General features: G+C 44.6%; 14 protein-coding genes. 7 read left to right on the forward strand and 7 right to left on the reverse strand.

What is annotated here, in order from left to right:
• The first annotated feature begins 311 nt into the window (after positions 1 to 311).
• Complete coding sequence (locus FHS10_RS00570; RefSeq protein ID WP_259086681.1) at positions 312 to 521, forward strand: hypothetical protein; 210 nt, start codon at positions 312 to 314, stop codon at positions 519 to 521.
• Between the two features lie 76 nt (positions 522 to 597).
• Here the strand turns inward: FHS10_RS00570 and FHS10_RS00575 are convergent, their stop codons facing one another.
• Entirely contained in the window at positions 598 to 4,053 is a 3,456-nt protein-coding gene (locus tag FHS10_RS00575) for an ABC transporter permease (protein ID WP_259086682.1), read from the reverse strand.
• Positions 4,054 to 4,693: 640 nt separating this feature from the next.
• Here FHS10_RS00575 and FHS10_RS00580 point away from each other — a divergent pair.
• Positions 4,694 to 6,121, forward strand: coding sequence for a serine hydrolase domain-containing protein (locus tag FHS10_RS00580; RefSeq protein ID WP_259086683.1), 1,428 nt, complete (start codon positions 4,694 to 4,696; stop codon positions 6,119 to 6,121).
• A gap of 492 nt (positions 6,122 to 6,613) precedes the next feature.
• Here the strand turns inward: FHS10_RS00580 and FHS10_RS00585 are convergent, their stop codons facing one another.
• Positions 6,614 to 7,666, reverse strand: coding sequence for a right-handed parallel beta-helix repeat-containing protein (locus FHS10_RS00585; protein ID WP_259086684.1), 1,053 nt, complete (start codon positions 7,664 to 7,666; stop codon positions 6,614 to 6,616).
• 482 nt (positions 7,667 to 8,148) lie between these two features.
• On the opposite strand from FHS10_RS00585, the gene FHS10_RS00590 reads away from it, so the two are divergent.
• The 3 genes from FHS10_RS00590 to FHS10_RS00600 all read left to right on the forward strand — a co-directional run bounded on the left by FHS10_RS00590 (position 8,149) and on the right by FHS10_RS00600 (position 13,364).
• A complete protein-coding gene (locus tag FHS10_RS00590; protein ID WP_259086685.1) occupies positions 8,149 to 9,429 on the forward strand; it encodes a hypothetical protein in 1,281 nt (426 codons plus the stop codon).
• 173 nt (positions 9,430 to 9,602) lie between these two features.
• A complete protein-coding gene (locus FHS10_RS00595) occupies positions 9,603 to 12,329 on the forward strand; it encodes an ABC transporter permease (protein WP_259086686.1) in 2,727 nt (908 codons plus the stop codon).
• Positions 12,330 to 12,728: 399 nt separating this feature from the next.
• Positions 12,729 to 13,364 (forward strand): ABC transporter ATP-binding protein, encoded by a 636-nt coding sequence (locus tag FHS10_RS00600; RefSeq protein ID WP_259086687.1) that lies wholly within the window; start codon positions 12,729 to 12,731, stop codon positions 13,362 to 13,364.
• Between the two features lie 1,648 nt (positions 13,365 to 15,012).
• On the opposite strand, the gene FHS10_RS00605 is transcribed toward FHS10_RS00600, so the two are convergent.
• Positions 15,013 to 15,597 (reverse strand): TetR/AcrR family transcriptional regulator, encoded by a 585-nt coding sequence (locus tag FHS10_RS00605; RefSeq protein ID WP_259086688.1) that lies wholly within the window; start codon positions 15,595 to 15,597, stop codon positions 15,013 to 15,015.
• A gap of 48 nt (positions 15,598 to 15,645) precedes the next feature.
• Positions 15,646 to 16,257 (reverse strand): TetR/AcrR family transcriptional regulator, encoded by a 612-nt coding sequence (locus FHS10_RS00610; RefSeq protein ID WP_259086689.1) that lies wholly within the window; start codon positions 16,255 to 16,257, stop codon positions 15,646 to 15,648.
• A 129-nt stretch (positions 16,258 to 16,386) separates the two neighbouring features.
• On the opposite strand from FHS10_RS00610, the gene FHS10_RS00615 reads away from it, so the two are divergent.
• Together FHS10_RS00615 and FHS10_RS00620 are read left to right on the forward strand one after the other, a co-directional pair.
• On the forward strand, positions 16,387 to 16,977 hold the full coding sequence (locus FHS10_RS00615) for a carbonic anhydrase (protein WP_259086690.1): 591 nt from the start codon (positions 16,387 to 16,389) through the stop codon (positions 16,975 to 16,977).
• Positions 16,978 to 17,007: 30 nt separating this feature from the next.
• Positions 17,008 to 17,187 (forward strand): hypothetical protein, encoded by a 180-nt coding sequence (locus tag FHS10_RS00620; protein WP_259086691.1) that lies wholly within the window; start codon positions 17,008 to 17,010, stop codon positions 17,185 to 17,187.
• Here the strand turns inward: FHS10_RS00620 and FHS10_RS00625 are convergent.
• From FHS10_RS00625 to FHS10_RS00635, 3 genes are all read right to left on the reverse strand, one after another.
• On the reverse strand, positions 17,184 to 17,870 hold the full coding sequence (locus FHS10_RS00625; RefSeq protein WP_259086692.1) for a GNAT family N-acetyltransferase: 687 nt from the start codon (positions 17,868 to 17,870) through the stop codon (positions 17,184 to 17,186). The genes FHS10_RS00620 and FHS10_RS00625 overlap by 4 nt on opposite strands.
• Before the next feature lie 94 nt (positions 17,871 to 17,964).
• Positions 17,965 to 18,855 carry a helix-turn-helix domain-containing protein gene (locus tag FHS10_RS00630; RefSeq protein ID WP_259086693.1) on the reverse strand — a complete coding sequence of 297 codons (891 nt, stop codon included), beginning with the start codon at positions 18,853 to 18,855 and terminating at the stop codon, positions 17,965 to 17,967.
• A gap of 32 nt (positions 18,856 to 18,887) precedes the next feature.
• Positions 18,888 to 19,430 (reverse strand): DUF1569 domain-containing protein, encoded by a 543-nt coding sequence (locus FHS10_RS00635; protein WP_259086694.1) that lies wholly within the window; start codon positions 19,428 to 19,430, stop codon positions 18,888 to 18,890.
• Positions 19,431 to 19,433 lie beyond the last annotated feature (3 nt).

Here is a 19,433-nt window from a genome sequence, read left to right on the forward strand (position 1 = left end):
TTTCTCTAATTATCGCCAAAATCACAAAAAGGTGTTCAAACCAGATCCCCTTATCCCCCATAAAGAAAGGATATAGGCGACTAAACCCGCCATATGTTTGTTTTTTCAAATTCTCAATAAAACGATAGCTTTATTTGAAAATTTTTAAAGTGTCCTCACCGATATTTCCAATTCGTCTTACTTTTTCTATAAATTGGTTCGAAAACAGCCCACTGTGGGGAAAGCCAGTTTCCTACAGTAATTTTGTAACCATCAAATTTTATATTGTAGACCCGATATTATGTATAGACTTACATAGCAGAAAAATAAAAATGGATTACAAATATTATTTACAAAAGTTTCAGCAGGCGGCTGACCAACTGGACAAAGACCTGCTAGGTCAGTACCAGCTGGAAGTGGCCGTAGGCGTTGTTTTGGATTCCGTTTATCTGAAGCTGTATAAAAAGTCCTGGGCGACGGCGTTACAAGACCCGCTGACTGCCGAATCCCGGATCTTCTTTTCTATCTGGGTCAATGCCTAATTGATATTTGCCTGTTTTGAGTAGCAAGCCCGCAGTATCGGCCGAAGGCCTTGCTGGCTCAAAATCGGATTAAAAATCAGTCATTCCTCAAACTATCCGCCGGGTTAGCGAGGGCCACTTTGATGGATTGAAAGCTTACCGTCAGGATAGCGATCATCATGGCCGTTATACCCGCAGCGAAAAACATCCACCAGCTGATATCAATCCGGTAAGCAAAGGTTTGCAGCCATTTTTGCACCATCCACCAGGTAAAAGGCGTAACGATGAGCACGGACAAGAGTACCAGGTAAATGAAATCTTTGCTTAATAAAGTAGCCAGCTGCGTTACGGTGGCGCCCAGTACTTTTCGAACACTTACTTCCTTCGTGCGTTGCCGGGTAAAGAATGCCGTGAGTGCAAACAAACCCATCACCGAGATGGTAATTGCCACGAGCCCGAAAAACGTAATGATCTTTTCCAGGCGTGCGTATGAAATAAATAAAGCTTCAAAATTCTGATCAACGAAAGAGTAGCGAAGCGGAAAGGCAGGTTCTATCTTTTTCCAGACCTGGCTGATTCCGGCAATAGTTTGCTGAACATGCCGGCTATCCAATTTAACAAGCATGGTGCTCCCAAATTGCATCAGGCAGGGTTGATGGTTACCAATGGTAAACACCACAGGCTGCACCTCGCTTTCAAATCCCTGCACATTAAAATCTTTGACCACTCCTACGATCCGTACCGATGTACTGTCACAACCAGGGAAGGCGATGAGCTCTCCGACAGGATCGGGCAGTCCTAGTTTTTGGGCTGCTGCCTCGTTAATAACAGCTGAACGTGTTTGCTGATCCTGCACCTCATTAGTAAAAAGGCGGCCCTTTTTTAAAGACACCCCGAGGGTTTTGAAATAATCGGCACTGACTTTAACCGACCGCATACGATAGGCTGCACCCTTGTTTTTGAATGGGATCGTCGAGGTGTCAACGCCAAAATTATCGCCCGGTACGCTTGTTGTTTTGGCGACGCCAATAACTCCCGGTACCGAAAGCAGCAAGTTGCGGGTATTATCAAAACCTTGTTCACGGGTTTCCGGCCTCGTTTCCAGGCGCATCAATTGATCAGCCGAAAAACCCCTGTCCCTGTTTTGCATAAAGCTCAGCTGGCTTTTGATGACAATGATGCCGGTGATAAAAAACACCGATACCATAAACTGCACTACGATGAGACTGTTGCGGAATAGTGTTCCTTTACTACCTGTAGAATAAATACCTTTTAAAACTTTGACGGCATTGAATTTCGAGAGATAGACCGCGGGATATAATCCCGACAGCAAGATAATTCCCAATAAACAACTTATTAATTGAAGGACAACACGCAGCATTTCGTGCGGTTGCAAAAAACCGATGTTGATATTGAACGAACGGTTGATATAGGGTATGCCCAAAGCCAGCAGCACAACAGCTAAAATCAAACTTGCCAGACATTGCAGTGAAGTTTCGGCCATGAACTGGAGAATCAATGGTATACGGCCCGCTCCCATTACTTTGCGTATACCAACCTCCTTTGCCCGGCTGATCGATTGCGCGATGGCCAGGTTGCTGAAATTGATGGCTCCGGCCAGCAGCAGCAGTATAGCTAAAACCAAGAGAATGGTTACCGTTGAAAAATTACTGCTGCCATGTTTCGGGAAATTGTGTAAACGTGGCACCTGGTCAACAAAAAGGTTGGTTTTAGCGCCGGCTTTAGTATAGTTTTCGAAAGATACGCCACCGGCTTTGATGCGCTCATTGTAATAAAGCCGGTTGATGGCTGTTTCAATCGTTGTATCGTTTTCCGCCCGCCCGAGCTTAATATAGGTTTGACAAGAATAGTTATCCCAGGTATTATCGTGCCGCCCGAAAGGATCGTGGATCAGCATGCCAACTGGCAAATGGGTTGCCCCCGGCTGATCTTCCAATACACCGGTCACCATCAGGTCAGCACGATCGTTTAGTTTTATCGATCTGCCCATGGGGTCTTCACTGCCAAATAATTTACGGCCCAGGTCCCTGGTCAGTATTACCGTTTTGGGTTCGTTCAGTGCGGTAGCCGCATTACCGGCTGCCAGCTTATAAGGAAAAACCTTTAGGAAATTCGAATCGACCGTAACCAGGTTTTTTTGATAAATTTTACGTTCACCGACAGCAAGCAGACTTTCGCGGTCACCCGACGATTGTAACATGGTTGCCGCTTCGGCATTTTGATATTTTTGTGCCAGGAGACCGGCCAGCGGGGTAGGTGTATTATTTAAAAAGTCTTCGTTTTGGCGTAATGAAACATGATAGACCTTATTCAGTTCCGGGCTCCACTGGTCGTAGCTCAGTTCATAGTTCATATACAGCAGGATGACAATAAAGCTGCACAAACCGGCCGCCAGGCCGATCATGTTAATGGAACTGTAGGTGATGCTGCGTACAGTATTGCGCCAGGCGATTTTCAGGTAATTGCGAAACATAGTCAAACGGTTAATTTTTTGATGCAAAACTACCGGCCTGTTTATCGCAAAACGTTCCAATTTAGAAAATGGTCGCTCTTTTTTATACTCCACCGGGCTTTTCCCGGTCATTTGTTTGAAAGTTCGGTTAAAGGTCGTTTTAGAATTAAATCCCGATTCATAAGCAATGCCGAGCAGGGTGAGATGTTCATAAGCCGGGTCCTGCATTTTTGCCATAACATCCCTGACCCGGTATTCATTAATAAAATCGCTGAAGTTTTTTTTGAGGCCAATGTTAATGATCCGTGATAACTCATGGGCGGGCATATCCAGTTGCTCCGCAAGGGAGTTCACACTGAGTTCCGGATCCTGGTACAGGAGACCGGCCTCGATCTTTTTCTTTAATAAATTACCTTTTTGTTTTAAGCCTGTCGAAAGGGAGGCCCGGGTAAGCAACGCTGTTTCGATAGATCTGAAAAACACCACTACGCCCATTCGGATGACCATCCCGATCAGGAGCAGACACAATGGGTAATAAATTGATGGAGCTAACAGGAAGTGAAAAACCCAATAGTCAATGGCAACAAACGGCAGCCATAATAACAGCATGATGCCTAAACTTACTAATTGTCGATCCAACCAGCGCCATTCATACCGGTAACGATCACCTTCCTTAAATTTCTGACCGGCATAAAAACGTTCGATCAGCCGGTGAGACAGGTATAAGTAAGTGCCAGCTGATAGCCATAGCAATGGTTTGATGACAAGCGTGACGCCTGGTAAAAGAACAGGGAAAAAATGCAGCAGGTCTTTCCAATGGAACCGGCGTTCCGGCCGTGTAGCTTTTCGAACATAAAAATAGATAAATGGCCCAAAGGACAGTGAAAATCGCAGTGGAAAAATGCCTGATAAACCGGCGATTCCTGATACCATGGCCACCAGCGCCAGGGCGAGGAAACGGTTAGCAGCGCGGTTGCTATCTTTTTTGAACCATAGCTGCAGGGCGAAATTCAGGCCGATCAATAGCATCCCGGAGAAGGCCAGGTCATAAAGGGTGATATGAAATGTATAGATTTTCAAGCGTGTTAATTACTCAATCGTTGTTCCAAATTTACAAAACATTAAGTGACAGGCAGTTAATAGACAGCTTGCCTGGCAAGTGTAACGGAAACGGACGAAGGCATGTTCGGTTTTGAAATTTAAATGAGGAAAATATCAAAGGCGTATGGTACCTAAGGTTTGTAAATCAATCACAAAACTTGCAGATAACGAAACCGTCAAGTGTATGATTACCTATGAATAAAATGTATGATAGGTAATGAACAATGACATATGCGTTCAAAATACCAGGACGGGCCATAAGATCAGCAAAAGACCGAATTTCTTCACGGCCTTAAAGATAGGTCCTCTCTGGCCGGTCGAATAGAACAGGATTAGCGCCGGAACCGTGCAGATACGGTCGCTTACCTGTATCGTTAACGAACGTCTGGCCTATGGAATAATTTGTAAGTACTTGAAATGGAGTAATTTATGCAAGTGGCACAAAAATGGATTAGGGTTCCACCATGCAGGGACTCGGCAAAGGACAATATTCGGGAAAAGTAACCGCCATTTATTATGGGCAGAGGGTGGCCTCCTGTATCACAGGTTAATCTCATTCTATTTACCTGTTGCGAATTCCCTGTATGTTTGCAGCTTCCTATTAATAGTAAAACCATAAATGAAACATCTAAAGCTAACTATAGCCTGCCTCTTCCTTTGTAGCGCGATACATGCGCAGACGCCACAAAGCCTGAACGATACCCTTACCGCACGGTTTAACCGGGGCGACTACAAAGGTTTTTATGCACTTGGCTCCGTCCAATGGCAGCAAAACAATAAAGAAGAAGGCATTGAGGGTTGGCTGAATTATATACAGGCCCTGTGCGGCTCCATCAAGACCGCTCATTTTGACCATGCTGCGCATGACACCAGCTATTTCACCTGGGACGGGCAAAAGAAAATGATGAGCTTTCTGTTAAAAACTTCCGGCAGCGGTCATTTCGACAGCTTCGATTTCAGGGACTATCATTTGCCTGCGACGGCAATTGCGCTACAGCCTATCCCGACCGATAATCCCCGAAAGACCCGCCTGGACATGGCTGTCCATAACAGCACAGTTGATTTTATGGTCACACATAAACTGATCGGACTCTCTATTGGCATCGTCAGGGATGGCAAAAAGTACACGTACAATTATGGCACCGTTGAAAAAGGCAAAGCGCAATTACCGGGCTCCACCACAACATTTGAACTCGCCTCGGTCACCAAAACTTTTACCGGAATACTGCTGGCCCAGGCCATATTGGATAAAAAGCTGCAACTGACAGACGATATCCGGAAATATATGAACGGTGATTTCCCCAACCTGCAATACCAGGATCATCCTATCCGCATCGTGGACCTGTCCAACCACACTTCGGGCCTTCCGGTGGAATTGCCCAACCTGGATACTTTTAAAAACGCCTTTGATGTACTCAGGATGTACGACAGTTACACCAACGCTCAATTTTTAGCCGATATCCGCAAGGTAAAGATCGATACCTTACCTGGCACACGCTACGGTTATTCCAACGCCGGGGTAAAACTGCTCGGCATCATATTGGAAAAGGTCTACGGGCAAACCTATGCCGGGCTGCTCAAAAAATACATCACCGGCCCCATGCAGATGAAGCATACCCGTATCGCATCAGCCATCAGCGATACCACCAGTTATACCAAAGGTTACGACGGGCTGAGCAACCCAATGCCTCACGTTAATTTCAACATGTTTGGAGGGGCCGGAAGCATCTTGTCGACGGCTAAAGAAATGCTGAATTACGTCGAACAAAACATCAGCGAACAAATCCCGGCAGTAAAACTAGCCCACCGGCAAACCTTTGCCAGCGCAGACGGCGCGATGGGCCTGTGCTGGCAGATCAACCGGAAAACCGTTAACGGAACCCGTATCTGGAAAAGCGGTGGTGCGCTGGGGTTCAGGAGTTATTTAGCGGTTGTACCTGAAAAAAAAATCGGCATCATCTGGCTTTCAAACCGCTCGGACCTACCGGAAGAAGAACTGAGTGATATGGTGGACAAACTTTTACAGGAGGCGTTAAAAGAAGAATAATAAGAAAGCTTAGCTAAAACGGCATGATAGTGCCATTAATCGATGTAAAAAAGTGTCAATCTAAAGATGTTGATTACACATTTCGATAATGTCAACAGGTTCATTGGCACGATATTCTAACAAATTGTAAATATCAACGTAAGTTTTTGATTATTTCATCTTCGTCGTCGTCAGATGATCAGCAATTTTCGTCTTGGTCTTCGTGGGTGGAGTAGATTTTCGAACTGCACACCGGGCTAAAACACGGTTTCTTATTTCGCCCATTGCCGGATTGGATAACGCCTTCAGCGCTATGAGCCCAACAGCGTTACGGAGAGGTTTGCATCAGCAAATAAATTTTCTGCTTGTCGCCGCTACTTTTATCGCCGTTATAGCAAAAAAACATTCGTTTTAGGATGCTTTGGGATATCGAAGGCGGTTTAACCCGGTCTATCCTGTTCATGTAAAAATCACATGATAGACCGGGCTGCCAGGATCGGCTTCGCCAAACCGTTATTTATTTTTTGAATTCAAAAAAATACCGGCATCAATATCTTTCCCGGCCGAGGCGGGCGAAAGGTTCAGGTAATCCCCTGGTATTCCCTTAGCCGTTACTTCATTCAGCAGCACTGTCCCGGATTTGCGGATACCTTTTTCCACGGGTTTATTCAGCCGGTCGGGTATGATTTCATCTTCATTAAAGCCCATATAAGAGGCATTTCCCGCGATGACCGAATTGCTGAACTGATAATTGGGATGCACACCTCGGTAACCTACCCAGAAATAATTCCCGTCTGCGACAATATTATCATGGAAGGTAAAGGGGCTGTAGGAACTCTGTCCGTAGCCATACCAGACCGCGCCTTCATAAGCGCCATAGATGATCGAATGGGTCAGTGAAAAATCCTTGAGGCCGCTAAATACCATAACGGCGTTTTTGATACCGTAAAAGATGCAGTGGTCAACAGTTATGCCTGCGCCCTGGGCAAAAACGCCCCCTTGCATGGGTGCCGAATTCTTATCCCCGACAAAATAGCACTGGGAAATTTCCAGTCCCGTCAGGGTGCTGTCCCTTCTTTGGATGACATAATAATAGAGCGATGCGGGATTGGGGTTGCCGGTAAATTTCAACCCTTTGATCACAACATCGTTCCGCTCCACTTGGAAAGCAATGCTGGCATGCTTTAATTTACCGGTCCTGTTGGAGTCGGCCACGCATTGAATGACCGGCATTTTAGCAGGTGTCCAGGTTTTGTCACCGGGCATATCCATCGCTTCGAAGGTAAATTTGGTATTGGCCGGTAGGTTGCTTCCGGGGCGGACCACCAATGGATTGACCAGTGTATAAAGGCCCGGCGCGATCTTAATGGTGATCGGTTCTTTACCGCTAAAGGTATTCGCCCTGCTTACCGCTTTGTCCAGGCTGGCCAGTGGTGCACGGAGTGTCCCGGAAGCATCATCCTTGCCTTCGGTTGCATTGACAAAGAGTGTTTGCGCCCTTAAAGGAACGCTCAAAATCAATAAAATCGCAAAAGTTAATAATTTCAATTCGGTGGTTTTCATCATTTAATTTATAATGGTAATTAATGGTTTATTGGCCAAATGTAGAAAGGGCTCCCGGATATGCTTGTTCAATCGGCCTTCAAGTTCGTTCAAAAGCACGCCAAGTTTTATCACGCTGATAATCAAAGCTATTGACAATAAATTCAATCCTGCCATTTTTGAATATTCACCCGTCTATCCAGGCAATTCCAACCCCGCCCAGTCATTCAAGTGCAACGTTCCTGTCTTCCTATTCCTGTGGATACCAGCGTTAATCGTCCTGCAATTGTCTATTAAATCCTGTAAGGGAAGCTTTTTCGCCCGGCCATATTAGCACTGCTGATCAGTCACCGAACAACTGTGGTAAATATTTCTGTTTTTGTCATGATTAGTCTATTTTTAATTGAATAAGTTCGCCCATATGAAAGACAAATTAACAGCCTTTTTTTCCAAGGTTCACTCCACCCGCTCAAGTGCGTACAAGTTTCCCCTTTGATGAATAGAACATGCGAAATAGCCAGGAAATACAAGATATTCAAAAGTGCCTCGAACTGATAGAAACCCGGCTTAACTGGGGACCAAGCCAGGAATGGACCGGTTATGATTTTGAAAAGCTAAGTGTAGAGATCCAGGCGGTTACCAGCGTCATCCTGAGCGTCACCACACTGAAAAGGCTCTGGGGGAAATTGACATATACTTCTATGCCGACCGGCACCACCTTGAATACGCTGGCGCAGTTTGCGGGCTTTAAGGACTGGCGGGAATTTAAACATCAGATACGTTTGGACCAATCACCGGCTGCGGGTTTCGGGGTTCCACCGTTAAACGTGCCGCTAAAGCCTATCAGAACGAAAAAGACCTATTGGCTCACAGCATTGTTGTTGATGCTGATTGCCGGCTGTGCCCTGTTTTTATTCCAGGGCAAAACGACTGCCCCCGTCGACACTAAAGCCTATCAATTCAGCAGTAATAAAATAAAAACGGAAGGGGTCCCTAACTCCGTCATTTTCAATTATGATGCCGCTGCCGCCGGTACCAATGCCGTATTTATTGCCCAGTCCTGGGACCTGCGGCGGAAAGTAGCGGTACCACAACAGGGCCACGTCTATTCTACTCTCTATTATCAGCCGGGTTATTACCGGGCAAAACTCCTCGTTGGTAATCAAATCGTCAAAGAACACGACCTGATGATTTCATCCGGCGGATGGGTGGCCATGATCGCTAAAGATGGCGGCGCTCCGCTTTATTTTAAAAAAGATGAGGTGCTGAAAAATAAAGTCGCAGCCGTTAATCAAGCCATTCTTTCAAAGTATAATGTGCCCCTGCAACCATCATTGCCGGCCTTGCACTTTTTCAATGTCCGGGATATGGGCGGCATTCGGAATGACCGCTTTATTTTTGAAACCACCCTGAAGAGTGATTTCCATCAAGGCTCTGCTGCCTGTCAGCGTGTGGAAGTGCTTATCTTGTGCAAGAATGACGTCATCAATATCCCGCTGAGTTCCAGCGGCTGCGTAGGTGATCTTTCCCTATATGCAGCCGGCACCAAGATAACGAGCAAAAGTGCAGACATGTCCAAGTTTGGCTGCGACCTGGACCAATGGGTGAAGCTGAGGGTGGAAAGCCAAAACGGAAAAATACGTTTTTTCATCAATGGCCGGGAGGCTTATTCCCTTCACGCTACCCCTTTGCCTACGGCTATCGTAGGGGTGGAATATCGTTTCAACGGCACGGGTGCCATAAAAGATACCCGCTTCCTCAAAGACAGGCAGGTCATTAACTTTTAAAGCAAACGACACACTTTTAGAGCCACAACCGTCCCGGCCAGAAGCGAACACCGGCTGTAACGTTTTCGTACAGTTAGTTCAAAAATTTGTTTTTAAATTATTGAAAATCAATTTATTATACAGGTGGCACGATTTTAATAAACTGAAAGTTATAACTAAGGTATACCACAGATATGCATGATCAATTCTGGAACCTTGCATCAAAAAAACTGGATAATGAAGCGACGGAGGAAGAAGAGCTCGAACTGGAGCGGCTGCTGAAAAGTTACCCGCTTTTAAAAGTCACCTACTTCCTATTGTCCGAACATTGGAAGTTAAAGCTGCAACATACAGAAGAAGATAGTGCCAGGCTTTTTGAGGGCATATTAAAAAAAATAGAAGTTAACCCACCAGCAGCTGAACTAAAACCTCGCTTGCAGGAGCAAAACACTGCGAAAAGCCCCTATGCTTTAGCAAACTACAATAAAGTTTACCAATTAATCAATATGGGCATGATCAAGAACTATATCAAAGTACTCCTGCGGCAAATCATCAATCAAAAAGCCTATGCTGCCATCAACATCGGCGGCTTAGCCATCGGGATGGCCTGCGCAGGCCTGATTTTTTTATGGGTGGGTAACGAACTGACCTATGACCATAGCCATAAGCAGCGCGAAAACCTGTATAGTATCCAGGTTAACCAAACCACAGCCGGCAATACCTTCACCATGGCATCTACGCCGCGATTGATGGCGGCCGCTATCAAATCAGAAATCCCTGGGATCGTGAATACCTGCCGCATTTCGGACCAGGATGAACGTTCGCTGTTTACCATCGGGGATAACGGCATATACGCCTCGGGGAAATATGCTGACCCGGCGCTGTTCAGCATGTTCACTTTACCATTTGTTGAAGGTAATGCCAATACGGTATTTTCAAACACCTATTCCGTGGTGCTTACTGAAAAAGCAGCAATCAAATTTTTCGGGCATACCACCAATATTGTCGGAAAAACAGTGAAGATGAATAATCAACATGATTATGTAGTCACCGGGGTGTTGAAAGACCTCCCTGAAAACAGCAGCCTGCAATTTGAATGGCTCGCGCCTTATCAGGCGAATCTCCGGCAGGAACAGATCACCTACGGCCCCCATGAAGAAACCTGGGATAGTTATGGACCGTTTACTTATGTGCAATTAGCCCCTTCCGCAAGCTTGCCCTCGGTCAATAAGCAACTGGCCGCTTTTATACATCAGCGGGACCCTAAACAGACAGCGGCGGCTTTCCTGTTCCCCATGCGCGACTGGCATTTGTACAGCGAATTTGCCAATGGCAAGCAAACCGGCGGAGGCCGGATCAGTCAGGTGCGTATGCTGACAGGGATCGCCTGGATCATTCTGCTGGTAGCCTGCATCAATTTCATGAACCTCTCCACGGCCAGGAGTGAAAAACGTGCCAAGGAGATCGGCGTGCGTAAAGTACTGGGATCGGGCAGGAAGAAGTTGATCTTTCAATTTATTGCCGAGTCATTGATCTTGTCTTTCATCGCAGCGTTATGCGCTTTATTTTTGATGGCTTTGGCATTACCCGCGTTTAATAACCTGGTCCAGGAAAACCTCGTTCTGGGCTTAACTGAACCGATGCACTGGATCGCCTTGTTGTTGATCGTTATGATCTGCGGATTTGTAGCGGGCAGCTATCCCGCGCTTTACCTTTCCTCCTTTGATCCCCTGAAAGTATTAAAAGGGTTGAGGCTGAAAACCGGAAATGCGGCCCTGATCAGGCAAGGCCTGGTTGTCGTTCAATTTGCCATCTCGGTGATCTTTATTATCAGCACCTACGTCGTTTATTTACAATTGCAACATGTAAAAAACCGCAACCTTGGTTTCAATAAAGATAATTTGCTGGAAATAGATATGCAGCACACATTTGCCAGGGATTTCCAGGTGGTCAAATCAGAGTTGCTAAAATCCGGCGCTGTTGCCAATGTCGCTATGGCAGATCATACCACCATTGATGGCGGCAATACCCGCGACGACCTCATGTGGCCGGGTAAGCCTGCGGATAGCAAAATAGCCGTGTCCAGAAGGAACATCAGTGCGGAATTTATTTCCACATCCGGTATGCGGCTGTTAAGCGGTAAAGATTTCAACAGCAATGTCACAGCAGACAACGTTAACGTGGTGATCAGCGCGTCTTTTGCCAAACTGATCGGCAAGGATAGCCCGGTCGGACAAATTATCCGGATGCCGGATAACAATAACCAGGCGGTGATCAAAAATTACACGGTGATAGGTGTTGTAGCCGACTACATCTATGGCAATATGTATGGTAAACCGATGCCGGTCATATTTTTTTGTCAGCCGCCATCGGCGTTTGACGCCAACCTGCTTTACGTTCGCATTAAAGAAGGCCGTAATTCCCAACAGACTTTAGCAGACATTGGCGCAGCGATCAGGAAGATCAATCCGGCCTATCCTTTCCAGTATAAATTTGTGGATGACCAGTTCAACGCGATGTTTGTGGGTGAAATGCTGACCAGTAAATTATCCGGCGTTTTCGCCATACTGGCCATCCTGATCTCCTGTCTTGGTTTATTCAGCCTCGCTGCTTATACCGCCGAAAGAAGGTTGAAAGAAATAGGGATCCGCAAGGTGCTGGGAGCCAGTGTCACCGGTATCGTGGGTATGCTTTCTACAGGCCTGATGCAGTTAGTTGCTATTTCCTGTGTGATTGCATTTCCCATCGCCTGGTGGATCATGCACGGCTGGCTGCAGGGATATGAATACCGGATCAGTGTGGACTGGTGGATCTTCGCCTTGGCTGGTTTATCCGCAACGCTGATCGCCTTAGCGACCATTAGCTTTCAGGCCGTTAAGGCAGCTATTGCCAATCCGGTTAAGAGTCTGAGAAGCGAATGAGTTTGCGGGTTATCATAAAGAGATAAGAGCAATCGAAAAGGGAGCTATCTTGGCGATTTACAGGGAATCGGGCAAGATGGCCTTATATGTCCTATGGTGAAAGACACGAAAAAGAGGTCTGGGCCGCCTTTCAAAAAGAGATATACAGCACCCATAATGATAATTGGGTAAGTACCGGCAATAAGCCGGATCTGCCCGATCAACCTGGATTATGCTGATGGAAACGAGATCAGGGACTTTTTAAAACAATCGGGGTACACAAAGAAATAGCCGCGCTGTATCAGTCTATTTGTTAACCGTAGGCTATCAAACTATTAAAGCGGGCTTTACCGCACCTATAAAAAGTCAAGGATCGAGGTAACAAAAGCGTAATTTAAAAACAGAAACAAATTATTCCGAATGCTGCAATTTCATAAATTTCAAAAGTTCTATGGCCGTTATCTGGCGTTGAAAATTGGTGATGTTCTTATCGAACCAGGCGTTTACTGGGTAAAGGGTGTGAATGGTTCGGGGAAAAGCACGCTTTTGAAAACCATTGCCGGAATATTGTGGTTCGATGGTGACATCTTGATTGATGGAAAATATAGTGTTAAAAAAACGCCGGTTGCCTACCGCAAACTGGTGAACTTTGCAGATGCGGAGCCACTTTTTCCGGAATTTTTAACCGGTAAAGAAATGGTTGATTTATTTCTATACGCCAAGGGCGCATTAGCCGGCCAGGAGAAATATTTTATTGAAAGTATGCAAATGCAGTCATTTATCGACCAGCCAATAGGTGCCTATTCAAGCGGAATGTTAAAGAAGTTATCTTTGATACTGGCTTTCATTGGCAACCCAAAACTGATTTTACTGGATGAGCCTTTAATTACACTGGATACGGATTCGTTAGGTATCCTTTATCAGTGGATCCTTTTCATGAAACAACAAAATGGAACCAGTTTCATTTTATCTTCCCACCAGGATTTGGACAGCAGTAAATTGAGCGGCGCGAAGGAAATTTTAGTTGAAACGCAAATATTAAAAATAACGTCTTGATGCTTTCTCCGTTAACCCGATCTTTAATAAAAATTTTTGCGTATGGCTTTTTCAGGATAAACTCTGGTTTTTTGGTATTTCTTTTTGGAATGCTGATCAGCTACTGCTTTTTTATGAATACGGTTGGCGATGTAAAACTCATCCCTCCTGAACAATTAACCTACTATCATTTTATCATCGTTATTAATTTCATCAGCAGTCCGTTGGTAACACTTATCGTGGGTTTGGCATGGCTTATTTATGCGGTCAAAAGCTGGATTTATGTGACTAAACAGCTATCAGCGCCCGGGAATCAATTTTTATTTTATAGTATAACATCATTAAGTAAAATAAAAGTTTTGAAAAGCTGGTTTTTGACACAATCAGTCATTTTCGCGCCGCTTATCTTTTATTGGATTTTTGCCTTTGCGTTCGGCATTGCTTTTCATCATTATTTTATACCGTTCCTCATCCTGTTGTATCTATTGCTGCTTACACTTGTGAGTGCAGTTATTTATAACCTGTCCATTAATTCCCTGCAAAATGAGCATGCGAGATCTTATTTGATAAACCTGGTCCGGGATTTTAGAAAGCCCTATTATACGTTGTTTATCTATCAGATAGCCGATAAAATGAAGATCGGCTTCATCCTGGTCAAAATAATATCCTATCTTATAATTGCCGTTTCAATTTCTTCGTTTGCCGAACCCTATAGTGATTTACGCGTAGCCGGTTTAGTCATGCTGGCGATCATAACGGGCCATAGCTTTATGATTTACCAGCACCATCGTTTTGACGAAACACGTTTGAGTTTTTTGAGAAATTTACCTTTTAAACGTTACCGGCTTTTTTTTAATCAGACCTTAGTTTACCTATGGCTTATTTTACCGGAAATCGTCTGGCTTTTTAGTAAATTCAATTTTTTTATGTCAATAATCGCATTATTTCTGGGGATAAGCACGGCTCTGTTATTTCGCAGTATTTTATATTGGACAGGGCTTAGAATGAACCGGTATCTCCCATTGGTTTTCTTGCTGTTCATTTTAGAATTTTATACCGTGATGTTTAAATTGAGTGTCCCGTTATTGATTTTCAATTTTGTTCTTTCCTGGATAATATTTTTAAAAAAATACTATAATTCCAACGTTACTATTTCCTAGAAACGCTTTGGCAGCCGCGCTCACCGATGCCGCATACCGGGTAGGTCACCTAAGAAAACTCCGGTTATCCCATAAGGGAGCGGTAACGATAGGTATTTGAAACAGTTATCAAAGCTTTTAGAGGTTTTGGCTGAGATTTCTAAAAACAATGAAAAGAATTGTAGTTCCCGAAAATCATAAGGCATTGAGGGTCAAATAGTTATCGATAATGGCATTTTGCATCCTCCTGATAATGAGATCAAAACGAAATAATAGCAAGTCCGTGCTATTGGGGGAAAGTCTTTTTGGGTTGCTGTAATTTTGAACAGGTGTTGTATTATGGTCATAACAATTAGGTGGTAACCATGGAACGGCCATACTAATGTTATATTCGTATTATTATAATCATACGCCTATCACTACGCATTATGTCTAAGTTACAGAAAAACGACTATGGGTATCTTACATACCAATGTTTACCCGTCATTTTATAATAGAGTTAGCATTCAGTTCATGGATGGCACGATGATCTAAAGGCTGTTTAGGTACTTTTTAAATTCCTGCAAAAACGAAGTATAAGAAGATCTGCCAAGTACTTTGCCCATATAGCGTGCTCCACCGTAGCCGGAGATCACATAGCTTGCGATGTTTTCAGCATGATGTTCCTTTGCCAGTTGCTGCTGGTCCTGGGCTGCACGGATAGCGTTTTCAAGTTCTGCCTGCCAGGCCATGATCACACGGGTCAGCGCCTTATGAAAGTTGGCATTCAGTGAGGCCATTTCTTCGATCAAGTTAACCACCGGGCACCCGAACTCCACCTTAAAGAATTGATGGTTGGATAATAGCGCTTTCATCATCCCGTAGATATTCTCGCGGATATCCCCCGGCTTTTTCAGCGAGTCCCCTAATAGCGGGATCATATTGGGATACATGATCTCATTGATCACTGCCAGGCCCATTTCTTCCTTGTTCTTAAAATGATAGAAAAAAGCACCCTTGGTAACTTGTGTCGTGGCAATGATCTCATCAATGCTGGTAGCCTGGTAACCTCTTTCGTAAATCAGATCAAACGCCTTTTGCACAATCGCCAGACGTGTAGCCGCTGCCTTTGCCATAAAATACTAATTAGTACGTTTGCAAACATAGAAAATTTAACCGCCGGATTAACAACCCGTTAAAATACTTTCGGCTATACGTTTATTTAAAGCGGCTACCTTGACATCGCCGAGGCCCTGCGCCACGATGACCGATCCGGTGATCAGACTTAACAATTGCGGAAAAAGTATCTTTACTTCATCCGGTTCTACAAGTGCTTTGAGACGCGTTTTAATAAAATCTCCCCAATGCTCAAAATAAAGATCGACCTTGCCCCTAAGCTCCTTTACATCCCCCTGGTTAAAATCATTTAAACCACGGGCAAAAGCGCAGCCATTAAAATCATCTTCAGAGAACCATTGTTCCAGGAAATCAAATATTGCCAAAATCTCCGCTTTAGCCCCGCCTTTCACACGCGAAACGTGCTTATCAAGCTCTGAAAACCGGAGCCAGTCCTTAGATTCAAGATAGGCAGCGATAACTTCGTTCTTTGACGGGAAGTGATTATAAAAAGTTCTTTTTGACACGCTGCTTTCTGCAATGAGCCGGTCAATTCCAATGTTATTAACGCCATATTCATTAAAAAGCGCACTCGCTGTTTTCAAAATTCGGTCCCGGGGTTTGAGTGATTCAATTGTATCTGCGCGCAGATCTTTAAGATTTGATGCTTCAGCTTTCATAGATCATCTATTTGTCAATTTATAAAAAGCACACTAATCTGTCTACTTTTTATTGGGAAAGTACACAAATCTGTCTACTTTTGTCAAAGATAATATTAAAATACATTTTCAATAAAGGAGGGAAAAAAAATGACAAATTTCAGCGAACACGAATTCAGGAAACAACCCTGGTTCGATCAAAACAACTTCCCCGGTTTCGATCAGGCTATCCCGATGAAATCTATTGTGATCTATTGCTTTGATCCGCGCGCAGCCAATATTCCGAACGCAATTGCAGCCTACTTTGGGGATGAGGTCTATCCCGGCGAAAACATCCTGGACGAAGCCGGCAACAATGTAGGTTCGACACAAACCTTGTTTACGCTATCAAACGCCGGCGGCCGGGCTATCGGCGCTTTGCAGTCAGTTGCTACGATGAACCACCTGTTCAACAACTTAGAAAGGTTAATTGTGGTGCACCATTCATTTTGCGGGGCGACGTCATTTGAGCCGAACCAGCTTATTGAGAAATTTCATGATCACTATCATGCAGATATCTCGAACATGTGGAATCATGATGACCTGGCGATTCTGGATTACGACAAATCGATCAGGCATGATGTAGAACTGCTAAGATCAAGCCCGGCAACACCGAAAAAAATGAAGATCTATGGTTTCTTCTACGATATCAATTCCGGCAAATTAACCGAGCTGCTGAGCGATATTCCGGTAGCAGCATAAAAATAATAAAACAGAAAGGCTCCCGCCTTCATGACGGGAGCTTTTCTGTTTTTAACAGCCGAAGATTTTGTTATTCGTTTCCCTCTAACAAAACCGCCATGTGATGCCTTTTTTACCAGGCCGCTTTATGAGCACAGGGATAGCGAAGATACGCTCATCAGCTCATTGTTTGGTAATCCCGATGTCCGTTCGCTGTTTCTGCTCAATTAAGCCGGTCGTTGTTTCTGAAGAATATAGAAATACATATCGCTGCGCACTTCAAACCCGATCTTTTTATACACTTCATAAGCCCGGTCGTTGCCGTCAGCGACGTGCAATATCGGGATATTCCCGGCTTGCAGGATCTGGTTGATCTGAAACTCCACCAATTGCTTCGCATAACCCCGCCCGGTATAGTCAGGATGGGTACATACGGCGCTGATCTCGACATATGGCAACGGCTTCATGCGGTGCCCCGCCATGGCAATAAGCCTATCGCCGTCAAATATGCCGTAATAATTACCAAAGTCAATAGTACGGTCATCAAATGGGCCGGGATGGGTCAGTTTGGTTAACACGATCATCTGCGGAATATGCTCATTGCTCAATCTGACCAGGTTGGAGGTATTCACCGCTTTGATATCACCATCATAGATCATTTGACGGCCTTTGATCGGGCTAAGCAATTTCCACATTTCAGGTATTGCTGTTTCAACAGGGGTAACATAGCCGATCGGGCCGTCAAAAGGCAACAAATCAAAAAGCTGCTGAAAACTATCCGGTTGCAGTTCCTTAAATCCAATAAAAGGAGATACTTCCGGAGAGAAATATTTGATGTGGCGGGTACCGTTGGCAAGCTTTGCGTTTCCGGTTGCCAAAGCATTAAATGCGGGATTATCCAATATATGTTTCACTTTTTTGATCGCTTGGTTAACAAATGTAAATTAAAACATACTATTTAGTATGTTTCTTGGTAAAATGGCTCTCATCTAAAGAATGTATGTCAGCTTAATTTAAAAGTTGTTTCTTAAAGTCTTTCGGGGTTTTACCGACTTCTTTCCTGAAAAGTTTGGAGAAATAGGACATATTTTCAAAACCCAATGAAAAGGCGATCTCTGAAACATTTTCCTCTGATTCCCTCAATTTATTCTTAGCCACGGTAATGAGCGCAATATGGATGAGTTCCTGCGCTGTTTTTCCAGTTTCGATCTTTAACGCATTGCTGAGATAGCGCGGTGACATATTCAGCGCTGAGGCCAAATAGGCGACCGACGGCAGGCCTTCTTTCATAAATTTATCTTCGCGTATATAGTTATCCAATAACTTATTGAAGGCGGTAACCGTTTTGCCGTTCAGCGCCTGGCGGTTGATAAATTGTCTTTTATAAAAGCGTTCCGCATATTTGAGTATCGATGATACATTCACCAGGATAATATTCTTGCTGAACTCGTCCTGGTTATTGCCGTATTCGCTATCTATCGACTCAAATAAACGCACAATGGTCTTTTCTTCCTTTGGCGAAAGATGCAGCGCCTCATCAGTTTCATAGTCAAAAAAAGCATAGTGCTGGATCTCTTTCTGTAAGGCGTTACCGAGCAGGAAGTCTTCGTGGAATAACAGGATATAGCCCCCTTCTTCCAGTTCCAGGTTTTCGATTTCGATTACCTGCCGGGGCTTCCAAAACACCATCGATCCTTTTTCATGATCAAACTTCGTACGACCGTAGAGCCAGTGACCTGCTTTGATATGCTTTATCCCAACAAGGTAGCAGTCGCAGGTGAATTCTGAAAAGTTTAAAACCAGGCCTGGCGTGATGCGCAACAGGCTTAACATCGGATGCTCAGGATCCGGCAGGCCGTTCTCGCGGTGCAACTCACTTAAGGATTTAAAATGTCTCATCTTTTTATCTATTAAAAGTAATCATTTTTTGCTTAGGCGCTGAACTGTCTTAAATGATAATCCAGGTGGATCTGCGCTAGTTTGCCCCATTGTTTACGGGTAAGTTTGCCCATCATAGGGTGCGGCCCCCAACCCACTGTTGGGGTATCCCAGGCTTTTTCAAGAATCTCCTGCAAGAGCTTCTTCTCTTCGTCGAAGTCAAATACCTGATCATGCGGTATAACGAAACTTAGGGGCAATCGTAAACCTTTGGGTTGAGCGGGAAAGAAGTCCACCAGGATCCATTTAAAGAGCGCGCGGCTCAGCCAGTAACTTTCATCCGGCAGTGTAAAATAGCCCAGTGCACCGCCGAGTGATAGGGAAAGATGGTGCAGCATCTGCGCTGCACTCATTGTTCCCCATGCTCGTTTCGAATCAGGGGTAATACTTTGTACTCTTGCCCTGAATTCTGCCTGTTTTTCGGGCGTATAAAATAACATCCCATCAACCTGCGGCGTGATGATCGCCCTGGGAATGTATTTGACGATGGCGATAAAGGAATACCATAATTCCTTGTTTAAGATCGAGCGTTTCATGGC

Origin of the sequence: Mucilaginibacter dorajii (genome assembly GCF_024808255.1) — a bacterium.
GTDB lineage: Bacteria > Bacteroidota > Bacteroidia > Sphingobacteriales > Sphingobacteriaceae > Mucilaginibacter > Mucilaginibacter dorajii.

Excerpts from the sequence above, each read along its gene's own strand:
- FHS10_RS00570 (WP_259086681.1), top strand. The coding sequence starts at position 312 with ATGGATTACAAATATTATTTACAAAAGTTTCAGCAGGCGGCTGACCAA.
- FHS10_RS00580 (WP_259086683.1), top strand. The coding sequence starts at position 4,694 with ATGAAACATCTAAAGCTAACTATAGCCTGCCTCTTCCTTTGTAGCGCG.
- FHS10_RS00585 (WP_259086684.1), bottom strand. The coding sequence starts at position 7,666 with ATGATGAAAACCACCGAATTGAAATTATTAACTTTTGCGATTTTATTG.
- FHS10_RS00590 (WP_259086685.1), top strand. The coding sequence starts at position 8,149 with ATGCGAAATAGCCAGGAAATACAAGATATTCAAAAGTGCCTCGAACTG.
- FHS10_RS00595 (WP_259086686.1), top strand. The coding sequence starts at position 9,603 with ATGCATGATCAATTCTGGAACCTTGCATCAAAAAAACTGGATAATGAA.
- FHS10_RS00600 (WP_259086687.1), top strand. The coding sequence starts at position 12,729 with ATGCTGCAATTTCATAAATTTCAAAAGTTCTATGGCCGTTATCTGGCG.
- FHS10_RS00605 (WP_259086688.1), bottom strand. The coding sequence starts at position 15,597 with ATGGCAAAGGCAGCGGCTACACGTCTGGCGATTGTGCAAAAGGCGTTT.
- FHS10_RS00610 (WP_259086689.1), bottom strand. The coding sequence starts at position 16,257 with ATGAAAGCTGAAGCATCAAATCTTAAAGATCTGCGCGCAGATACAATT.
- FHS10_RS00615 (WP_259086690.1), top strand. The coding sequence starts at position 16,387 with ATGACAAATTTCAGCGAACACGAATTCAGGAAACAACCCTGGTTCGAT.
- FHS10_RS00620 (WP_259086691.1), top strand. The coding sequence starts at position 17,008 with ATGACGGGAGCTTTTCTGTTTTTAACAGCCGAAGATTTTGTTATTCGT.
- FHS10_RS00630 (WP_259086693.1), bottom strand. The coding sequence starts at position 18,855 with ATGAGACATTTTAAATCCTTAAGTGAGTTGCACCGCGAGAACGGCCTG.
- FHS10_RS00635 (WP_259086694.1), bottom strand. The coding sequence starts at position 19,430 with ATGAAACGCTCGATCTTAAACAAGGAATTATGGTATTCCTTTATCGCC.